This window comes from Bacillus sp. FSL K6-1003 (genome assembly GCF_037964945.1).
Lineage (GTDB): Bacteria > Bacillota > Bacilli > Bacillales > Bacillaceae > Bacillus > Bacillus mojavensis.
Map to the genome: position 1 here is coordinate 2,425,279 of NZ_CP150176.1, position 15,706 is coordinate 2,440,984.

At 41.8% G+C, this 15,706-nt stretch carries 17 protein-coding genes; 5 read left to right on the plus strand and 12 right to left on the minus strand.

The genetic code is table 11. The annotated features are described in order from the left end of the window. Position 1 precedes the first annotated feature (1 nt). From pstA to NSU16_RS12400, 7 genes are all read right to left on the minus strand, one after another. Positions 2 to 886, minus strand: a complete 885-nt coding sequence (gene pstA / locus NSU16_RS12370) for a phosphate ABC transporter permease PstA (RefSeq protein WP_010334947.1) — start codon at positions 884 to 886, stop codon at positions 2 to 4. Then, positions 886 to 1,815, minus strand: a complete 930-nt coding sequence (pstC, locus tag NSU16_RS12375) for a phosphate ABC transporter permease subunit PstC (protein WP_010334948.1) — start codon at positions 1,813 to 1,815, stop codon at positions 886 to 888. The genes pstA and pstC overlap by 1 nt, the downstream gene beginning before the upstream one ends. Before the next feature lie 68 nt (positions 1,816 to 1,883). Beyond that, positions 1,884 to 2,786: a phosphate ABC transporter substrate-binding protein gene (locus NSU16_RS12380; protein ID WP_326191088.1), complete on the minus strand. Its 903-nt coding sequence runs from the start codon at positions 2,784 to 2,786 to the stop codon at positions 1,884 to 1,886. Between the two features lie 154 nt (positions 2,787 to 2,940). Continuing rightward, a complete protein-coding gene (pbpA, locus tag NSU16_RS12385) occupies positions 2,941 to 5,091 on the minus strand; it encodes a penicillin-binding protein 2A (protein ID WP_168748250.1) in 2,151 nt (716 codons plus the stop codon). A 112-nt stretch (positions 5,092 to 5,203) separates the two neighbouring features. Continuing rightward, a complete protein-coding gene (locus NSU16_RS12390; protein WP_268451108.1) occupies positions 5,204 to 6,496 on the minus strand; it encodes an MFS transporter in 1,293 nt (430 codons plus the stop codon). A 107-nt stretch (positions 6,497 to 6,603) separates the two neighbouring features. Further along, positions 6,604 to 7,212, minus strand: a complete 609-nt coding sequence (gene sodA / locus NSU16_RS12395) for a superoxide dismutase SodA (protein WP_010334952.1) — start codon at positions 7,210 to 7,212, stop codon at positions 6,604 to 6,606. Between the two features lie 177 nt (positions 7,213 to 7,389). Further along, the gene (locus NSU16_RS12400; protein ID WP_229146842.1) at positions 7,390 to 7,872 is read right to left on the minus strand and encodes a DUF456 domain-containing protein; all 483 of its coding nucleotides are present in this window, start codon (positions 7,870 to 7,872) and stop codon (positions 7,390 to 7,392) included. A 129-nt stretch (positions 7,873 to 8,001) separates the two neighbouring features. Between NSU16_RS12400 and NSU16_RS12405 the strand changes: the two genes are divergently transcribed. From NSU16_RS12405 to ispG, 3 genes are all read left to right on the plus strand, one after another. Then, positions 8,002 to 8,763: a DUF1189 domain-containing protein gene (locus NSU16_RS12405; protein ID WP_339191015.1), complete on the plus strand. Its 762-nt coding sequence runs from the start codon at positions 8,002 to 8,004 to the stop codon at positions 8,761 to 8,763. Between the two features lie 97 nt (positions 8,764 to 8,860). Further along, positions 8,861 to 9,160, plus strand: a complete 300-nt coding sequence (locus tag NSU16_RS12410) for a LysM peptidoglycan-binding domain-containing protein (RefSeq protein WP_268451105.1) — start codon at positions 8,861 to 8,863, stop codon at positions 9,158 to 9,160. 133 nt (positions 9,161 to 9,293) lie between these two features. Further along, positions 9,294 to 10,412, plus strand: coding sequence for a flavodoxin-dependent (E)-4-hydroxy-3-methylbut-2-enyl-diphosphate synthase (gene ispG / locus NSU16_RS12415; RefSeq protein WP_173400513.1), 1,119 nt, complete (start codon positions 9,294 to 9,296; stop codon positions 10,410 to 10,412). A gap of 25 nt (positions 10,413 to 10,437) precedes the next feature. On the opposite strand, the gene NSU16_RS12420 is transcribed toward ispG, so the two are convergent. After that, a complete protein-coding gene (locus NSU16_RS12420; protein WP_081720839.1) occupies positions 10,438 to 10,827 on the minus strand; it encodes a DUF308 domain-containing protein in 390 nt (129 codons plus the stop codon). A gap of 131 nt (positions 10,828 to 10,958) precedes the next feature. On the opposite strand from NSU16_RS12420, the gene NSU16_RS12425 reads away from it, so the two are divergent. Beyond that, positions 10,959 to 11,540: a hypothetical protein gene (locus NSU16_RS12425; protein WP_339191018.1), complete on the plus strand. Its 582-nt coding sequence runs from the start codon at positions 10,959 to 10,961 to the stop codon at positions 11,538 to 11,540. 43 nt (positions 11,541 to 11,583) lie between these two features. Here the strand turns inward: NSU16_RS12425 and NSU16_RS12430 are convergent, their stop codons facing one another. Together NSU16_RS12430 and NSU16_RS12435 are read right to left on the minus strand one after the other, a co-directional pair. Next, the gene (locus NSU16_RS12430) at positions 11,584 to 12,021 is read right to left on the minus strand and encodes a Fur family transcriptional regulator (RefSeq protein ID WP_010334964.1); all 438 of its coding nucleotides are present in this window, start codon (positions 12,019 to 12,021) and stop codon (positions 11,584 to 11,586) included. A 140-nt stretch (positions 12,022 to 12,161) separates the two neighbouring features. Further along, positions 12,162 to 13,043, minus strand: a complete 882-nt coding sequence (locus NSU16_RS12435; RefSeq protein WP_168748254.1) for a YitT family protein — start codon at positions 13,041 to 13,043, stop codon at positions 12,162 to 12,164. A gap of 116 nt (positions 13,044 to 13,159) precedes the next feature. On the opposite strand from NSU16_RS12435, the gene NSU16_RS12440 reads away from it, so the two are divergent. Continuing rightward, on the plus strand, positions 13,160 to 13,414 hold the full coding sequence (locus NSU16_RS12440) for a DUF2624 domain-containing protein (RefSeq protein ID WP_168748255.1): 255 nt from the start codon (positions 13,160 to 13,162) through the stop codon (positions 13,412 to 13,414). 31 nt (positions 13,415 to 13,445) lie between these two features. Here the strand turns inward: NSU16_RS12440 and NSU16_RS12445 are convergent, their stop codons facing one another. Next, positions 13,446 to 14,339 carry a deoxyribonuclease IV gene (locus tag NSU16_RS12445; protein WP_024122077.1) on the minus strand — a complete coding sequence of 298 codons (894 nt, stop codon included), beginning with the start codon at positions 14,337 to 14,339 and terminating at the stop codon, positions 13,446 to 13,448. Positions 14,340 to 14,348: 9 nt separating this feature from the next. Next, positions 14,349 to 15,665 carry a DEAD-box ATP-dependent RNA helicase CshB gene (gene cshB, locus NSU16_RS12450; RefSeq protein ID WP_010334967.1) on the minus strand — a complete coding sequence of 439 codons (1,317 nt, stop codon included), beginning with the start codon at positions 15,663 to 15,665 and terminating at the stop codon, positions 14,349 to 14,351. Positions 15,666 to 15,706 lie beyond the last annotated feature (41 nt).

Here is a 15,706-nt window from a genome sequence, read left to right on the forward strand (position 1 = left end):
TCTAATTTGCCGTAAGCTTTTTATAGATTATTGTTCCAAGCCATCTCGCCGCGAGATTAAAGACAAGAACTGAAATCACCAGCACTGCTGAACCGCCGTTGGCAATCGCTTCAGCATCCGGAATCATCCCTTGCGTATTTACGTTCCAAATGTGGACCGCAAGTGTTTCAGCGGGTCTGAAAATATTAAGCGGCGATGTTTCAGAAAACGGATTCCACTCTGCAAAATTGAGGCGCGGCGTTGTAAGTCCTGCTGTAAATAATAAAGCCGCTGCTTCTCCGAACACCCTCCCTGACGCTAAAATGGCACCTGTGATGATGGAAGGGATTGCGCTTGGTATTAATACAGTTTTTACGGTATGCCAGCGAGAAACACCTAGAGCGAGCGATGCTTCCTTCAAATCTTTAGGGACTGAACGGACCGCGTCTTCTGTCACACGTACCATAACTGGAAGGTTAAATACTGTTAATGCCAGCGCCCCGCCTATGATCGTATATCCCCAGCCTGTCAGGTTAACAAACATCAGTAATCCGAACATTCCAATGACAATGGACGGAAGAGATGAAAGGACCTCAATACATGTTCTGATAAAATCTGTCACTTTGTTGTTAGGCGCGTATTCCGCCATGAACACACCGCCGCCCACTCCGAGCGGGATGGTAATCAGCATCGTGATAAACAAAATATAGAAGGAGTTAAACAGCTGGTCTCGTATTCCGCCTCCTGCGGCGATGGCGCTGGATTTTGTCGTAATAAAGTCTAAGCTGAGCTGAGAAACACCGTTAATAATAATATAGGAAAACAAACCGACTAGAATCGCGGCGATAATGGCTGCGCATAAACCGAACATTCCAGTCGCCAGTTTATTTGTTAATTTGCGGTTCATTACACTTTCCTCCTAGATGACAAGTAGCGAATAAGCAGGATGAACAAGAATGACATCACCAGCAACACAAGTCCCATTGACCACAGCGTATTATTTTCAACGCTTCCGTATGTGGTATGGCCCATATTCAGCGTAATAATGGTTGTCAATGTTCCTGCGGTGTCAAGCAGACTTTCAGGCAAAACTCTTGTATTTCCAATCACCATTTGAACAGCCAGAGCTTCACCAAACGCACGCGCCATACCTAGGACAACGGCAGTCATTAATGTCGGAAAAGCTGCAGGGATGAGTACTTTTCTAATGGTCTGCCATCTTGTCGCACCGAGAGCGTAAGAACCTTCTCTTAAGCTTTTCGGAAGTGATGCCATCGCATCAGCTGAGATAGATGTGATCGTCGGCAGAATCATAATGGAAAGCACAATCGTACCCGCCAATAAACTGTGTCCTGTTCCGCTCGTTTTGAACTGAGCAATAAAAGGCACCAATACTGTAAGACCTATGAATCCATAAACAACAGATGGGATGCCGACCAATAATTCGATCACCGGCTGCAGCACTTTCTTTCCCCAATTCGGCGCAATTTCCGTCATAAAGATCGCACCTGCTATGCCGAGTGGGGCAGCAATGAGAGCGGAGAGAATCGTTACTGCAAATGAGCCAAAGATAAATGGCAGCACTCCGTATTTCGGATCAGAATCTGTAGGGTTCCAATTCAGACTGGTTAAGAATTCAATTGGGCTTACACCATTTACTAGAAAAGATTGCAGCCCCTTAATACCGAGGAAAATGGTGATTGCCACAGATGCCGCTATCATTATAAGCGCGCAGGCTGTCACGATCATTCTTCCCCGAATTTCATCCAATTGCCGGTTTTGCCTTGAGCTGATTAAACGTTCGCTCACAGACATATTTTCTCTATTGTTTATCATTGTTTTACACTCCTATGAATGTGTTAAGAGGAGAAACGGAAGTCTCCGCACTCCTCTTTTTATTTAGATCAGCTTTGCTTCCCTTTGGCATCGCGAGTCACTTTCATGTCAGTAACCGGAATGTACCCTTGGTCAGTTACAATACTTTTTTGAATGTCTTCACTTTTTAGATAATCAAGAAATTCTTTCGCTAGATCTTTCGCTTCGCCTTTTGTATAAGAATGCTGATAAGCCCAGATCGGATACTCGCCAGTTGTAACGTTTTTCGCTTCTGGCTTCACTCCGTCAATGGATAAAGCTGTTACTTTGTCATCTGTTAAATATGAGAATGCAAGATATCCAATCGCTCCCGGAGTGTCAGCAATGATTTTTTTCACAGTGTTGGAAGAATCCTCAGTAATGCCTTCTGCCGGTTCTTCTCCGTCAAGCGCGTATTTTACAAATGTCGCACGTGTACCTGAAGAATCAGGACGGTTTACAAGCGTAATTTTTTGGTCCTTGCCGCCAAGCTCTTTCCAGTTTTTGATTTTTCCAGTAAAGATTTTTTTCAATTCATCTTTTGAGATATCTTTTACACCTGTATCAGGGTTTACAGCCGCTGCCATACCGACTACTGCAACTTGATGATCAACAAGCGCTTTTGCGTCGATGCCTTCTTTTTCTTCAGCAAAAACATCTGAATTTCCGATTTGCACAGCCCCTTCAGAGACTTGAGAAAGCCCTGTTCCAGAACCCCCTGCTTGTACCTGTATATCAGCATCAGGGTTTTCTTCCATAAATTTTTCTGCAGCTGCAAGTACTAATGGCTGCATGGCCGATGAACCAGAAATGGTTAAAGAACCTGATGCCTTTTCTTCTCCTTTTGCAGAGCCGCTATTTGTTTTTTCACTATCTCCTGCGTTTCCGCATGCAGCTGCAACCATCATAAAAGCAGCCATTAGAAGCATAAGCACCAATTTGTTTTTTTTCATTTCCTGAATTCCCCCTGCGTATAATGTGTAATTTGTCCTACACGTTTAGAGTAAAGGTTCTATGTAAAATAGGTTTAAATCGAATGTTAAGGTTTTGTAAATCCGTGCATTTTTTTGTATAAAAAAAACGCCCACATGATGTGGACGTTTCTGTTTAGTTAGCAGAAGACGAGGTGTTTTCTGCTTTTTCTTCGATTTTGTCTTTATTCTTTTGCTGAGTATCTTCTTTGTCCTGCTTCGATTTCAGCTCAAAATATTTATCCAATACTTCTCTGCCGATTTCGTTGGTAATGGTATATTTAGCGCTGTAATCTACATAAGCCCAAGGAACTACAACAGAGATGGCAACCTCAGGGTTATCAGCAGGCGCATAAGCAACAAGTGTCGTATTATAAGTACCTTCACCTGTTTTTGATTTATTTGGTCCGTCATAGAACGATTGCGCTGTTCCTGTTTTAGCAGCAGGTTTATAAGATGCTGAAGCAAATTGACTTGCCGCCGTTCCTTTAGTGGCGACTCGTCTAAACCCGGCTTGAACTTCTTTAATGTACTCGCCTTTCATATCAACTTTATTCAGCACTTCAGGCTGAACAGATTGTACAACTGCCCCGATTCCTTTTTCAGCGTCAGGTTCCCTTACTTCTTTTACAAGCTGAGGTTTCAAGCGGTATCCACCATTTGCGATTGTTGATACATATTGTGCCAGTTCGAGCGGTGTATACGTATCATATTGGCCGATAGCGTAATCTAGCAAGAATCCCGTCAATCTGCTTGTTCCTTTATAGCCTGTCATTTCATTTGGAAGGTCAATCCCAGTTTTGACACCAAGTCCAAATTGACTGAAATAATTCCGGAATGTATCAAAAGCCGTCGTATCAATTGGTAAAGCTTGATGCGGTTTATATTCACCTTTTCCAAGTGCGATTGCAGTTTTAAACATGAATACGTTTGAAGACTGCTCTAAGGCTCTTTGAATATTAACAGGTCCTAAAGTAGTCCACGATTTTTTGCCGTTTTTATCCTGGCCAATATATAATGGTTCATCCTGAAAGACTGTATTCAGATTGATGGCACCGGTTTGAAGACCTGTCAGTACAGTTGCGCCTTTGACAGCTGACCCCATAGCATAAGATGACGTCATATTTCCCAGTGCGTAATCGTCAATTTTATATTTTCCGTTTTCTGTTTTAATCTGCTTACCCGCCATCGTCAGCACTTCACCGTTTCTCGGGTCCATCATGACGACAAATGCCCGGTCTAACAATTCAGTACTTGGTCTTGCTTTAGCAGATTTGAGATTTTTTTCGATAATTTTTTCAACTGATTTTTGCAAGTCAATGTCAATCGTAAGCACGAGATCTTTACCGGCTTTCCCTTCAGAAACGGTTTTCGTTCCCGTTACATTGCCGTTTGAATCTGTGATATTTTCCACCTTAGCTTTTTGGCCCTGCAAAAGGCTTTCGTATTGATATTCCAGATAACTTTTTCCGACCCTGTCGTTTCTGCTGTAGCCAAGCGATAAATAATGGTCGAGCAGATTTGACGGTAATCCTTCATCAGAGCTGGAAACACTTCCGAGCACTGAGCGGAGAAGATTTTTGTACGGATATTCACGTTCCCAGTCTGACGTGACATCAACACCCGGCAGTTCATCTAAATGTTCACTCACAACTGCCATTTCTTTCGCTGATACATCTTCATTTTTGATGTATTGCGGTGTTAACGCATATCCGGAGTCCATCTGTCTTTTAATGGCGAGAATCTGCATGTCTTTATCAGTCAATTCATTCAGCTGCTTATCGGTAATCCGTTTCAGCTGGAGCTGATATAAATCATCATCTGATAATTTTTTATTTTCTACCTGCTGTCTTTCCTTAGAAGTAATCAGCTTTTTCGCTTCTTTTGGTCTTGTCAAAATCCAATAATCTTTTTTATCCCGTTCTGTTACTTTTTTTGTATCGACTTTAATCATATCCGCCAGCTTCTTTGCGATTTTCAAACGCTGTTCTTGCGTTGTAGATTTAGATCTCGTGTATGTAATCGCATTTAAAGCTTTATTTGTCACAATGGCATTAAAATTTCGATCATAGATTTTCCCGCGCGGCACCGCCGAGCTGACTTCACTTTGTTCCTGCTGATTGGCTTGATTTTTGTAATCATCGCCTTGAACGATCTGTTTAATGCCAAGCTCCACAATAATCCAAGTGAAAATGACAAAAGCGGCCAAAAATAAAATATTCAGCCGGATCGGAAGCGACTTCTTTTTCTCTTTATGATTTTGCTTTTTTTGTTTATTTCTCCTCATAACATCACCTTTTCTATTTACAGAAAGAAAAGACACTCAAGTAAGAGTGCCATTTTTCATTTTAAAGGTTTTTTCGACTTTTTTCTACAGATAACCCCTTTTTGCCAAAAAATTATCTTTGGCCCTTTAAAAGGTTCGGTTCAGTCACCCGGCCCTGGCCGCCTTCTTCCATAGTTTCATTTTCCTCATCTTTCTCTTTAAAACGAATATCCTTGACAAAGTAATAAATCAGCGGATGTCCAATGCCCAAGATAGCAAGCGACAACGGTATACCTATATCTTCTTTTAAAAGGGCCACGATAAGGAGAAAGCATAAAATCGAAACAATTCTGCCGGCGTTTAGAAAAAGTTCTCTCAGCACGATATATTCAATTCTCGCTTTTCTGGCATGTCTGGCCCGGCCTATGACATCATATGTAAGCGATACATAAGGCACGAGCAGAAGAGGATAGCCGATCGCTATAAACACACCGTACGTCAATAATGTCGTAAAACTCATATGAAAGAGTATCAAAAACAGCGCACCATACAGAATAAGGCCGCCAAGCAAAATTGATTTTTTACGGGCCTTTTTCTTGATTAGCCTTGATGCAAAATAATAGGCAAAAAAGGAAACAGCTGAGTTGACGAGACCAAAGGTTCCGAGAGCCAGTTCGCTGTTTGTCTCAATAAACACAAAAACACTGATTAGAAAGACGAAAATCCCTTCTCTCAAGCCCTGAAAAAAATGCGCATTTGTAATTCGCCGCCAATTCATATTCGTGTGGCGTTCTCCAAATACCTTACTCAGCATAAAATGGCCCTTTGATTCTCTCCGTTTTAGGAAGAAGCTCATCACGACAGCCAATGCAAATAAACTGAGGGAGAGACTGAAAATGACAGTGTAACCCGTATTATTTTCAAGTCTTGAGATGACAAATCCTGCAACAATCGGACCAATCATTCCTGCGGATGAGGACAGGATGCCCATAAAGCCGTTGAAAAAATCCCGCGTATCAGGCTCTGTTATTTCAAAGGTGAGCACATTAAACGCGAGCCAGTAAAATCCATAGCCTACTCCGAGCACCGCTCCGATGAGAACAAGACGTGATGCAGCCGTTTCCCCAGCCAGCAGCACACTTAAATAAAATGCTGCTAAAAAAATCACTCCGAATCTGAGAATGAAAACCCTGTCTATTTTTTTGGCTAACCGGCCAGCTAAATAAAATGTTATCGGCTGCATCGTCACAATCGATAAGTTGTATATCGCCAAGTCAATAAATTTCCCTGACTGCTTCCAGAGATACACATTCACAAATGTATTGGACAGCGCAATTCCTAACGAGTAAAGACCGCCAACGGTCAGCAGAAGGAGTAATCCTTTATTTACATCTACATCGCCAATTACCTTTTTTAGTTTGCTCATTACTGACTCCCCTTTACTACCCCTTAGTCTGTCTCACTGAAACGGAGATATGTAAAGAGAAGACATAAAAAAACAAGGCCCTTTTATGAGGACCTTGTTTTGCGTTATTATTTTGCTTCACTGTAAAGACGAGCAACTTCGTCCCAGTTTACCACATTCCAGAAAGCTGAAATGTAATCAGGACGGCGGTTTTGATAGTTCAGGTAGTAAGCATGCTCCCAAACATCAAGACCTAGGATAGGCGTTTTGCCTTCAGAGAGCGGAGAATCTTGGTTTGGCGTGCTTGTGATTTCAAGTTTGCCGTTGTTTACAACAAGCCATGCCCAGCCTGAACCGAAACGTCCAGCTGCTGCTGCAGCGAATTGTTCTTTGAATTTGTCAAAGCTTCCAAATACACTGTTGATCTCTTCAGCAAGCTCGCCAGTTGGCTCGCCACCGCCGTTTGGAGATAAAAGTGTCCAGAATAATTTGTGGTTCGCATGTCCGCCGCCATTGTTGCGGACTGCTGTGCGGATGTTTTCAGGAACAGAATCTAAATCTGCAACAAGCTCTTCAACTGATTTGTTTGCAAGAGCAGTGTTTCCTTCAACCGCTTTGTTTAAATTTGTAACGTATGTGTTATGGTGCTTCGTATGGTGAATATTCATAGTTTCCTTGTCGATATGCGGTTCTAAAGCATCGTACGCATAAGGTAGTTCTGGAAGTTCGTAAGCCATGATAATTCCTCCTTAATATATATGTACTGAAATGCCGCTTTACAGCGAGCCTTTCTTCATTCAATGTAACAAAAGAACGCCATGTAATCAATGAAAAAGCTCACAATTTGGCTATTTCAGCAGACATATTTCACTTTAACCGTTACTTTGTCACCTTAAACCTCCTGAATGGCATCTTTAAAGAACAGTCCATAAAAAATATCCGATCATTAGAAGCTGAATAATTCCCTTTGCAATGACACCCGTTAAAAAGCCGATCAATGAGCCTAGCCCAATTTTAAACGCTGATTTTACATCTTTTTGATGTACGATAAGCTCTGCACAAACAGCCCCGATAAACGGCCCTAGTATGATTCCTGCAACCGGAATCACAAATGGTCCGATTAACAAACCGATCGTACTTCCCCAAATAGCAGCTCTGCTTCCGCCGAACCTTTTTACACCAAGCAGGTTGGAAACATAATCTGCAGCGAATAATACTGCGGCGAATACAGCTTCAACCAGCCAGAACATATAGGAATACGGACTGAAAGAAAACAAAAATCCGTATAATACAAAACCGGCTACAATAAATACAACACTTGGAATAACAGGGTACACAAGCCCGATAAAAGCAATGATAAATAGTGCCGCGATCAACAGCCAATACAAAATATCCATAGTATCCATCCTCCTCAATATGCTTACATCTCTGATCTTACACTTCTGCCAATGCAGGTCTTCCTTGTATTCAAACGCAGGCAGCGATACAATAAGCAACATATATTGTATAGCTAGGAAGTGAAGACAGTGAATGTATTTCAGCTTTTCATCAAAAGTACATACTCTCCACGGGATATTGCAAAAACAAGATTTCAAGGAATCGGAAAAGCGATTCTTTATGTATTTTTGCTCTCTGTCCTTTTTGCGATCCCCACTGCTTATTATGTAAGCTCAGGGACCGTCCAATCTATGAACGGCTTTAAATCCGTTTTAAACAAAGATTTCCCTGATTTCACAATTTCAAACGGCAAACTTCAAACAGATGAAAAAAAAGCCACAGAATCAAAGGCAAACGGCTTTGTCATTGTGTTTGATCCGACGGATGCATATGGCACAGAACAAATCAAAGCAAAGCAAAACGCAATAGGTATACTTCAGGATAAGTTTGTTTTGGCCATTGACGGACAGGCCCAAGAGATGGCTTACTCAATGATGCCGTCAGATTTAACAAAAAAAGATATCACTGCAGGGTTAAACCAAAATAAAGCGATGATCGTGACTGTTCTTTCAGTACTCATTTTTCTCGTGACAGCGGCGGGAAAATTTATTGAGGTATCTTTCTTGGCGCTTATCGGGCTAATCATAAAGAACGCTCAGCAAAAGCAGCTGTCCTACCAGCAGCTATGGAAGCTTTCTGCTTACTCCATCACCCTTTCAACGATATTTTTTACGATTATGCGTGCGTTAGAAACAACGGTGCCAAGTGAATTTTTAGTCAACTGGTTTGTTAACTTTGTCATCCTGTTTCTCGTTTTAAAAGAGCTCCCGTCCAAAAAAGCTGCTGCTTAATTCGGAGACTGCCTTCGCAGTCTCTTTTCTTTTGTCATGAATGATAACGGACAAGCATACAATGTTATAAAAATGTTGTATGCGGGAGGCAAAGTCAATGAAACGTCTCACTTTTGTATTCGGCATTCTCTTTATCCTTTTTATCCTTTTTTATGATCTTAAAATTGGTACGATCCCTGTTCAGAACCTCCCTGTTTATAAAGCATCGGCAAAAACAACTATGCAGGAAACAGCATATAAAACGGTAACGGTAAAACCGGGTGACACGGTCATGTCAATTGTCGGAACTGCAAGTTCCCCTGACGATATTGTAAAGGATTTTGAAGCGCTCAACCCAAATGTAAAAGCCAATACGATTCAGGCAGGAACAGCATACAAATTCCCGGTCTACCCATAATTAACGTTAATTTCTTGTCAGTTCGGCGAATACACTGTTACAATATAATTTGTAAAATACATTGACATACACCATACTAGGTTTATTCTAGAAGCGGCAACTACAATTAAGGAGCGATTGACAAGTGAGTGAAATCACCCATCGTACAAAAACGCGTCCCGTTAAAGTGGGACCTTTAACAATAGGCGGTAACAATGAAGTCGTTATCCAAAGCATGACAACAACCAAAACACATGATGTAGAAGCAACGGTTGCGGAAATTAACCGGCTGGCTGAAGCCGGATGCCAAATCGTGCGGGTGGCTTGTCCGGATGAACGGGCGGCAAACGCCATTGCGGATATTAAAAAACGCATCTCCATTCCGCTCGTCGTTGACATTCATTTTGATTATAAGCTTGCGTTAAAAGCCATTGAAGGCGGCGCAGATAAAATACGAATCAACCCAGGCAACATCGGCCGCCGTGAAAAAGTCGAAGCGGTCGTTAAAGCGGCGAAAGAAAAAGGGATTCCAATCCGAATTGGTGTAAACGCAGGTTCATTGGAAAAACGGATTTTAGAAAAATACGGATATCCGACAGCAGACGGCATGGTAGAAAGTGCTCTTCATCACATTAAGATTCTTGAAGATCTAGATTTTCACGATATTATCGTCAGCATGAAGGCTTCTGACGTAAACCTTGCCATCGAGGCTTACGAAAAAGCGTCAAAAGCATTTGATTACCCGCTTCACCTCGGCATCACCGAGTCAGGAACGCTGTTTGCCGGTACAGTAAAAAGCGCAGCAGGACTTGGCGCGATTTTAAGCAAGGGCATCGGTAACACCCTGCGTATCTCATTAAGCGCAGACCCGGTTGAAGAGGTTAAAGTAGCGAGAGAGCTATTGAAATCCTTTGGTTTGGCCTCTAACGCTGCAACCCTCATCTCTTGCCCGACTTGCGGCCGTATCGAGATCGATTTGATCAGTATCGCCAACGAAGTGGAAGAATACATTTCTAAAGTGAAAGCGCCGATTAAAGTCGCCGTTCTCGGATGTGCGGTAAACGGCCCGGGTGAAGCGAGAGAAGCTGATATCGGCATCGCTGGAGCACGCGGCGAAGGCCTTCTGTTCCGAAAAGGTAAAATTGTCCGTAAGGTTCCAGAAGAAACAATGGTTGAAGAACTGAAAAAAGAAATCGACATACTTGCTGAAGAGCACTACGCAAAGCTTGAGGCTGAAAAAGCGAAATTAGATGAAGAAACACAAAAAGCTTGACGGGAACCCGTCAAGCTTTTTTGTATTAGAAAAATGGAATAATAAATATTCCAAGCACTAATGAGACAACACCAATCCCCATAGCCCATGCGCCCAGGCTTTGGGCTCCTCTTCTTCTTGCGATATAGCCGACAATAATACCGGCAGCTCCCAACAAAACAGGAAGAACAAACAATGAAATAATGGACAAGGCTAAAGCGATATACCCTATTCCCCGTCCTTCATTGACATTGCTGCCGCTGCGGTCATTCCCTTGGTCATCGCTTCGGTCAGAAGCACGGAAAGGCTCTGCAATTTCAGCAGCTGTTTCCTCAAAAAAACCATCATTGTCGCGGGTAATATTTGTTCCTTCAGAACCATGATCTACATAGTAACTGTTGTTATCACGTTTTTCGTAATCGTTTGCCACCTTCAATTCCCCCTTCTGTTTTATAAAGGAGCTTTTATAGTTTGATCCATTTTTCCCGATTCATGTTTGCTAAACTTTTCTGGTAATGCTAATTGTTTATGTTACACTTGAAAGGATGAAACTGAAGGAGTGTGGGCATGTTACGTTTAGGAATAGATATTGACGGCACAATCACGGCTCAGGATACATTCGTCCCTTATTTAAACCGCTCGTTTAATCTTTCCATTTCATTAAACGATATGACGGATTATGATTTAACAAAACTGTTACGTATTACACAGGAAGAATTTTGGGATTGGATGAATCAAAATGAAGCGACGATATATAAAGAAGCACTTCTTGCGCAGCATGCAAAACAGTCCCTTGACCTCCTCAAAGAGGAGCACCGGCTGATTTATATTACGGCGAGAAGGACTCATTTAAGCGATATTACGTACGAATGGTTTGACAGACAAAATCTCCATTATGACCACATAGAGCTTGTGGGCGGACATCATAAAGTCGAAGCGGTCAAAAAACATGACATCGACTTGTTTTTTGAGGATCATCATGGAAACGCAATGATGATTGCAAAAGAAGCTGGTATACCGGTGATTTTATTCAATTCGCCTTATAACCAGCTTCCGATTGATTCAAACATCATTAGAGTTAACAACTGGCTCGAAGCGGTTCAATGGATAAATGAAAATAAACATTCTTTCATACGTGTGAAAAATTAAAAAAGGAGCCTGATTAGGCTCCTTTTTCTCTATCCTTTCACTCTCATGCAGAGGGTTGATCTTGCTTTTCCTGTTCACAGCTTGGGCATGTCCCGTAAATCTCAAATTTATGCCCGCTGATTTGATAGCCATCTAAGTCATCATAGAGCTTATCCATCGGACAAGACTCAATCTCCTTTGTTTTGCCGCAAGCCAGGCAAATAAAGTGATGGTGATGATGAGTAAATGAGCATTTAAATCGGAACAGCTTTTCACCGGAAAGTTCAGTCGTTTCCAAAATACCTAGCTCTTCATACAAAGATAGGTTTCTGTAAATCGTATCAAAGCTTAACCCGGGATAATCATCATTTAGTGCAGAAAGTACATTTTTAGCGGTCAGATACCTGTCCGAATCAGCAAAAAGCTGAAGCATATCTTCCCGTTTGCTTGTATATTTATATCCGTTTTCTTTCAGTAAGTTCAGCGCTTCTTGTACGTTCATGAAGGCCCCCCTTTTCGCTTTGCTTAAGAACGAACGTATCTTAAATATCAAAAAGAAAATGGCAGCTGTCTGACCAGCAAGCCATTTTCTTAACTACTGATAAAATTATACCCATAAAATGAATAAAAGTAAATGAAAGCCTAGTGGATTGCGGTTTTGAATTTGCCGCCCCTTGTTTCATGAGTATTCATAATTGTAATAAAGGCATTATCATCGACTTCAAACACAATGGATTTGAGCTTAGTCACTTCCAGCCTTGTGACAACTGCATAAATCACATCTTTTTCCTCGTCTGTATAGCCGCCTTTTCCCTTCAGCTTCGTTGTTCCGCGTCCGAGACGGTGTAATATTGCGTCGGAAATCTCATCATACTGGTCCGAGACAATAATCACAGCTTTTGTTTCATCAAGCCCTTGGATGACCGCATCAATGGTTTTCATGGCAATGTAGTAAGTCATGAAAGAATACATAGCTTGCTCAGGACCGAACACAAAACCGGCCCAAATAAAGATAAATACATTGATAAGCATCACAAATTCACCAACTGAAAACGGCAATTTTTTCGTTAACAGTATACCGAGAATTTCTGTGCCGTCCATTGAACCTCCGTTACGAATCACCAGACCCACGCCAAAGCCGAGCAATAGACCTCCGAATACTGTAGCCAGAATAGGCTGTGTCGTAATGGCTTCTACGTGGTGAAGCGAGGATTCGATTAAGGCAAGGCCGACGATCCCGATAACAGTAGAAACGAGGAAGGTCTTACCGATATATTTATATCCGAAGATCATAAAAGGAATGTTTAAGATGACAACAAAAACAGCGAAATTCAGAAAGGGGTTTGACATAAAGAGGTGGTCTAAAATAAGTGATACACCGATAATGCCGCCATCAATAAAATCATTGGGGACTAAAAATAATTCAATACTCACCGCCGCAGACGCAGCTCCGATCAGAATCATGATGACCCTGAATATAAAGTGGATAAATGATTCTCTTTTGTGTTGTTTTGTTGGGGTCATAAAATCTCCTTTCCTGCAATAACTATTTTAAATAGACTATGACTCTATTTTACCATGAAATGCTGACACATTTTATTGATTTGCCCATACATTATGTCTGAGAGGTGGAATGTTCGATGATATTATTTCAAAGAATTATTTTGCAGAGGCTCAATCAAGCCACTGCTGAAGATTTATTGAAGTACTCCAAGCAATACGGAATCAGTCTGACAAAACCGCAAGCAATTGAAGTAGCAAACCTGTTATACGGGAAAAATGTGAATATTTTTAATGAGCAGGAACGTACACGGCTGCTGAAACAAGTAGAATCCATTACTTCAAAAGAAACAGCCCAAACCGTTCATGAACTTTTCAAGCAATTCTCAAGCTGAAAAAAAGCGGGGGATTCAATCCCCCGCTTTTTTATTGCTGTAAAATCTTTTCGAGTAATGTGTTGTCAAATTGCTTTTCTTTCAGCATTTGAATCTCAAAACGGTACGGCGGTTTTTTGTTCTTTTTATCTTCACCGACATACGGCGTTTCAAGGATTTTCGGAATGTCTTTTAACTGCTCATGATGAACGACATATTGCAATGCGTCAAATCCGATTTCCCCGAAGCCAATATTTTCATGACGGTCTTTTCTCGCGCCTTTAATATTTTTGCTGTCATTGATATGGAGCACTTTGATTCTGTCAATACCAACAATTTTATCGAACTCATTCAGCACTCCGTCAAAATCTTCGACAATATTGTAGCCGGCATCATGTGTATGGCATGTGTCAAAGCATACAGACAAATGCTCATTGTGTGTAACGCCATCAATAATTTGCGCAAGCTCTTCAAAACTTCTGCCGCATTCAGACCCTTTGCCTGCCATTGTTTCTAATGCAATCTGCACATTTTGATTCGGATCAATGACTTCATTTAAGCCTTCAATAATTTTCTTAATGCCTTCTTCGGCTCCCGCGCCAACATGAGCACCCGGGTGAAGGACGATTTGCTTTGCGCCGATAGCAGCTGTCCGCTCAATTTCAGAGCGGAGAAAATCAACACCAAGCTCAAAAGTAGCCGGATTGACCGTATTGCCAATATTAATAATATAAGGCGCGTGTACGATAATCTCGTCGATGCCGTTTTCCTGCATGTGAGCGCGGCCGGCTTCTATATTTAAGTCTTCAATTTTTTTTCGGCGCGTATTTTGCGGCGCGCCTGTATAAATCATAAACGTGTTCGCCCCGTAAGAGACTGCTTCCTGACTCGCAGCCAGAAGCATATGTTTTCCGCTCATAGAGACGTGTGAACCTATTCTCAACAACCGGTTCCCCTACTTTCTTTTTTTAGATTGATTTCTTCGCTGTTTTTTCTTAATTTTCTCCATCTCGTAGCTCATTTTCTTTTTATATCCGGGCTTAACCTTCTTCGGCTTTTTCACAAGACGATGGGCGATTTCATCTGCTTCGTTCGGCGTCTTTTTACGCTTTTGGCGGCGCTGGCGGTCATCGCCTTTTTTCCATTCGCCTTTTTCAATCTCCAGGTAATCAAACTCAATGCCCATTTTCTCAAGCTTCACCAATGCATCCTCATCAGAAAGCTCATAAATTGTCATGGCCTGTCCTGAAGAACCCGCGCGCGCTGTTCTGCCCACACGGTGAACATAAAAATCAAGATCATCCGGCAGCTCATAGTTGATGACATGGCTGACACCTTTAATATCAATGCCTCTTGCGGCGAGGTCAGTTGCAATTACATAAGTGAATTCCAAATCATTAATCTGCTTCATGACTTTTTTACGCTCACGAGGCGTTAAGCCGCCGTGCAGAAGTCCGATTTTCATCCCTTTGTCCATCAAATATTTGGCGATATGGTCGGCATTGTTTTTCGTATTAGCAAACACAATGCCTAAGTAAGGGGTCAGATTAGACATGATATCAAAAAGAAGCTTGTCCTTATCACGGTGCTTTGAAGGAATAAGAATATGCTCAATTTTCGCAGCAGTGACCTGTTTAGGCTCCACGTGGGCGTATTTCGGGTTTTCCATGTATTTTTTCAAAAACGGTTTCAGCTTTTCCGGAATCGTTGCAGAGAACACAAGCATCTGCAGATCCTCTGGCATACGTGAACCAATGTAATCAACGTCTGCAAGGAAGCCCATATCCAGCATTAAATCCGCTTCATCAATAACAAGAGACTCAGCTTTATGAACACTTAATGCCTGTTCTTTGATTAAATCCGCAATCCGTCCCGGCGTTCCGACGACCAGATGCGGCTGCGTTTTCAGTTTATCAATGGCTTTCTGCTTATCTGTGCCTCCGATAAAACATTTGGAACGGATCGAATCACCTTCAGCACCCTGAGTGATTTTCAGCGCTTCCTGATGAATCTGGTTGGCAAGCTCGCGCGTCGGAGCCGTAATAACCACCTGAACGACATCCTTAGCAGGATCAATTTTATTTAACAAAGGAAGTAAGTAAGCGTGAGTCTTTCCGGTTCCAGTCTGAGACTGTCCGATGACGCTTTCTTTTTTTAATACAGCAGGAATCAGCCTTTTTTGAATATCAGTCGGTTCATAAAAACCAAGGCGATGTACTGCATCTATAATAAACGGTTTCAATTCATACACATCAAATTTAGTTTCTTTCATTTTTCCCAGCTCCTTAAAGCGGCACATTATGTGTCCATCAT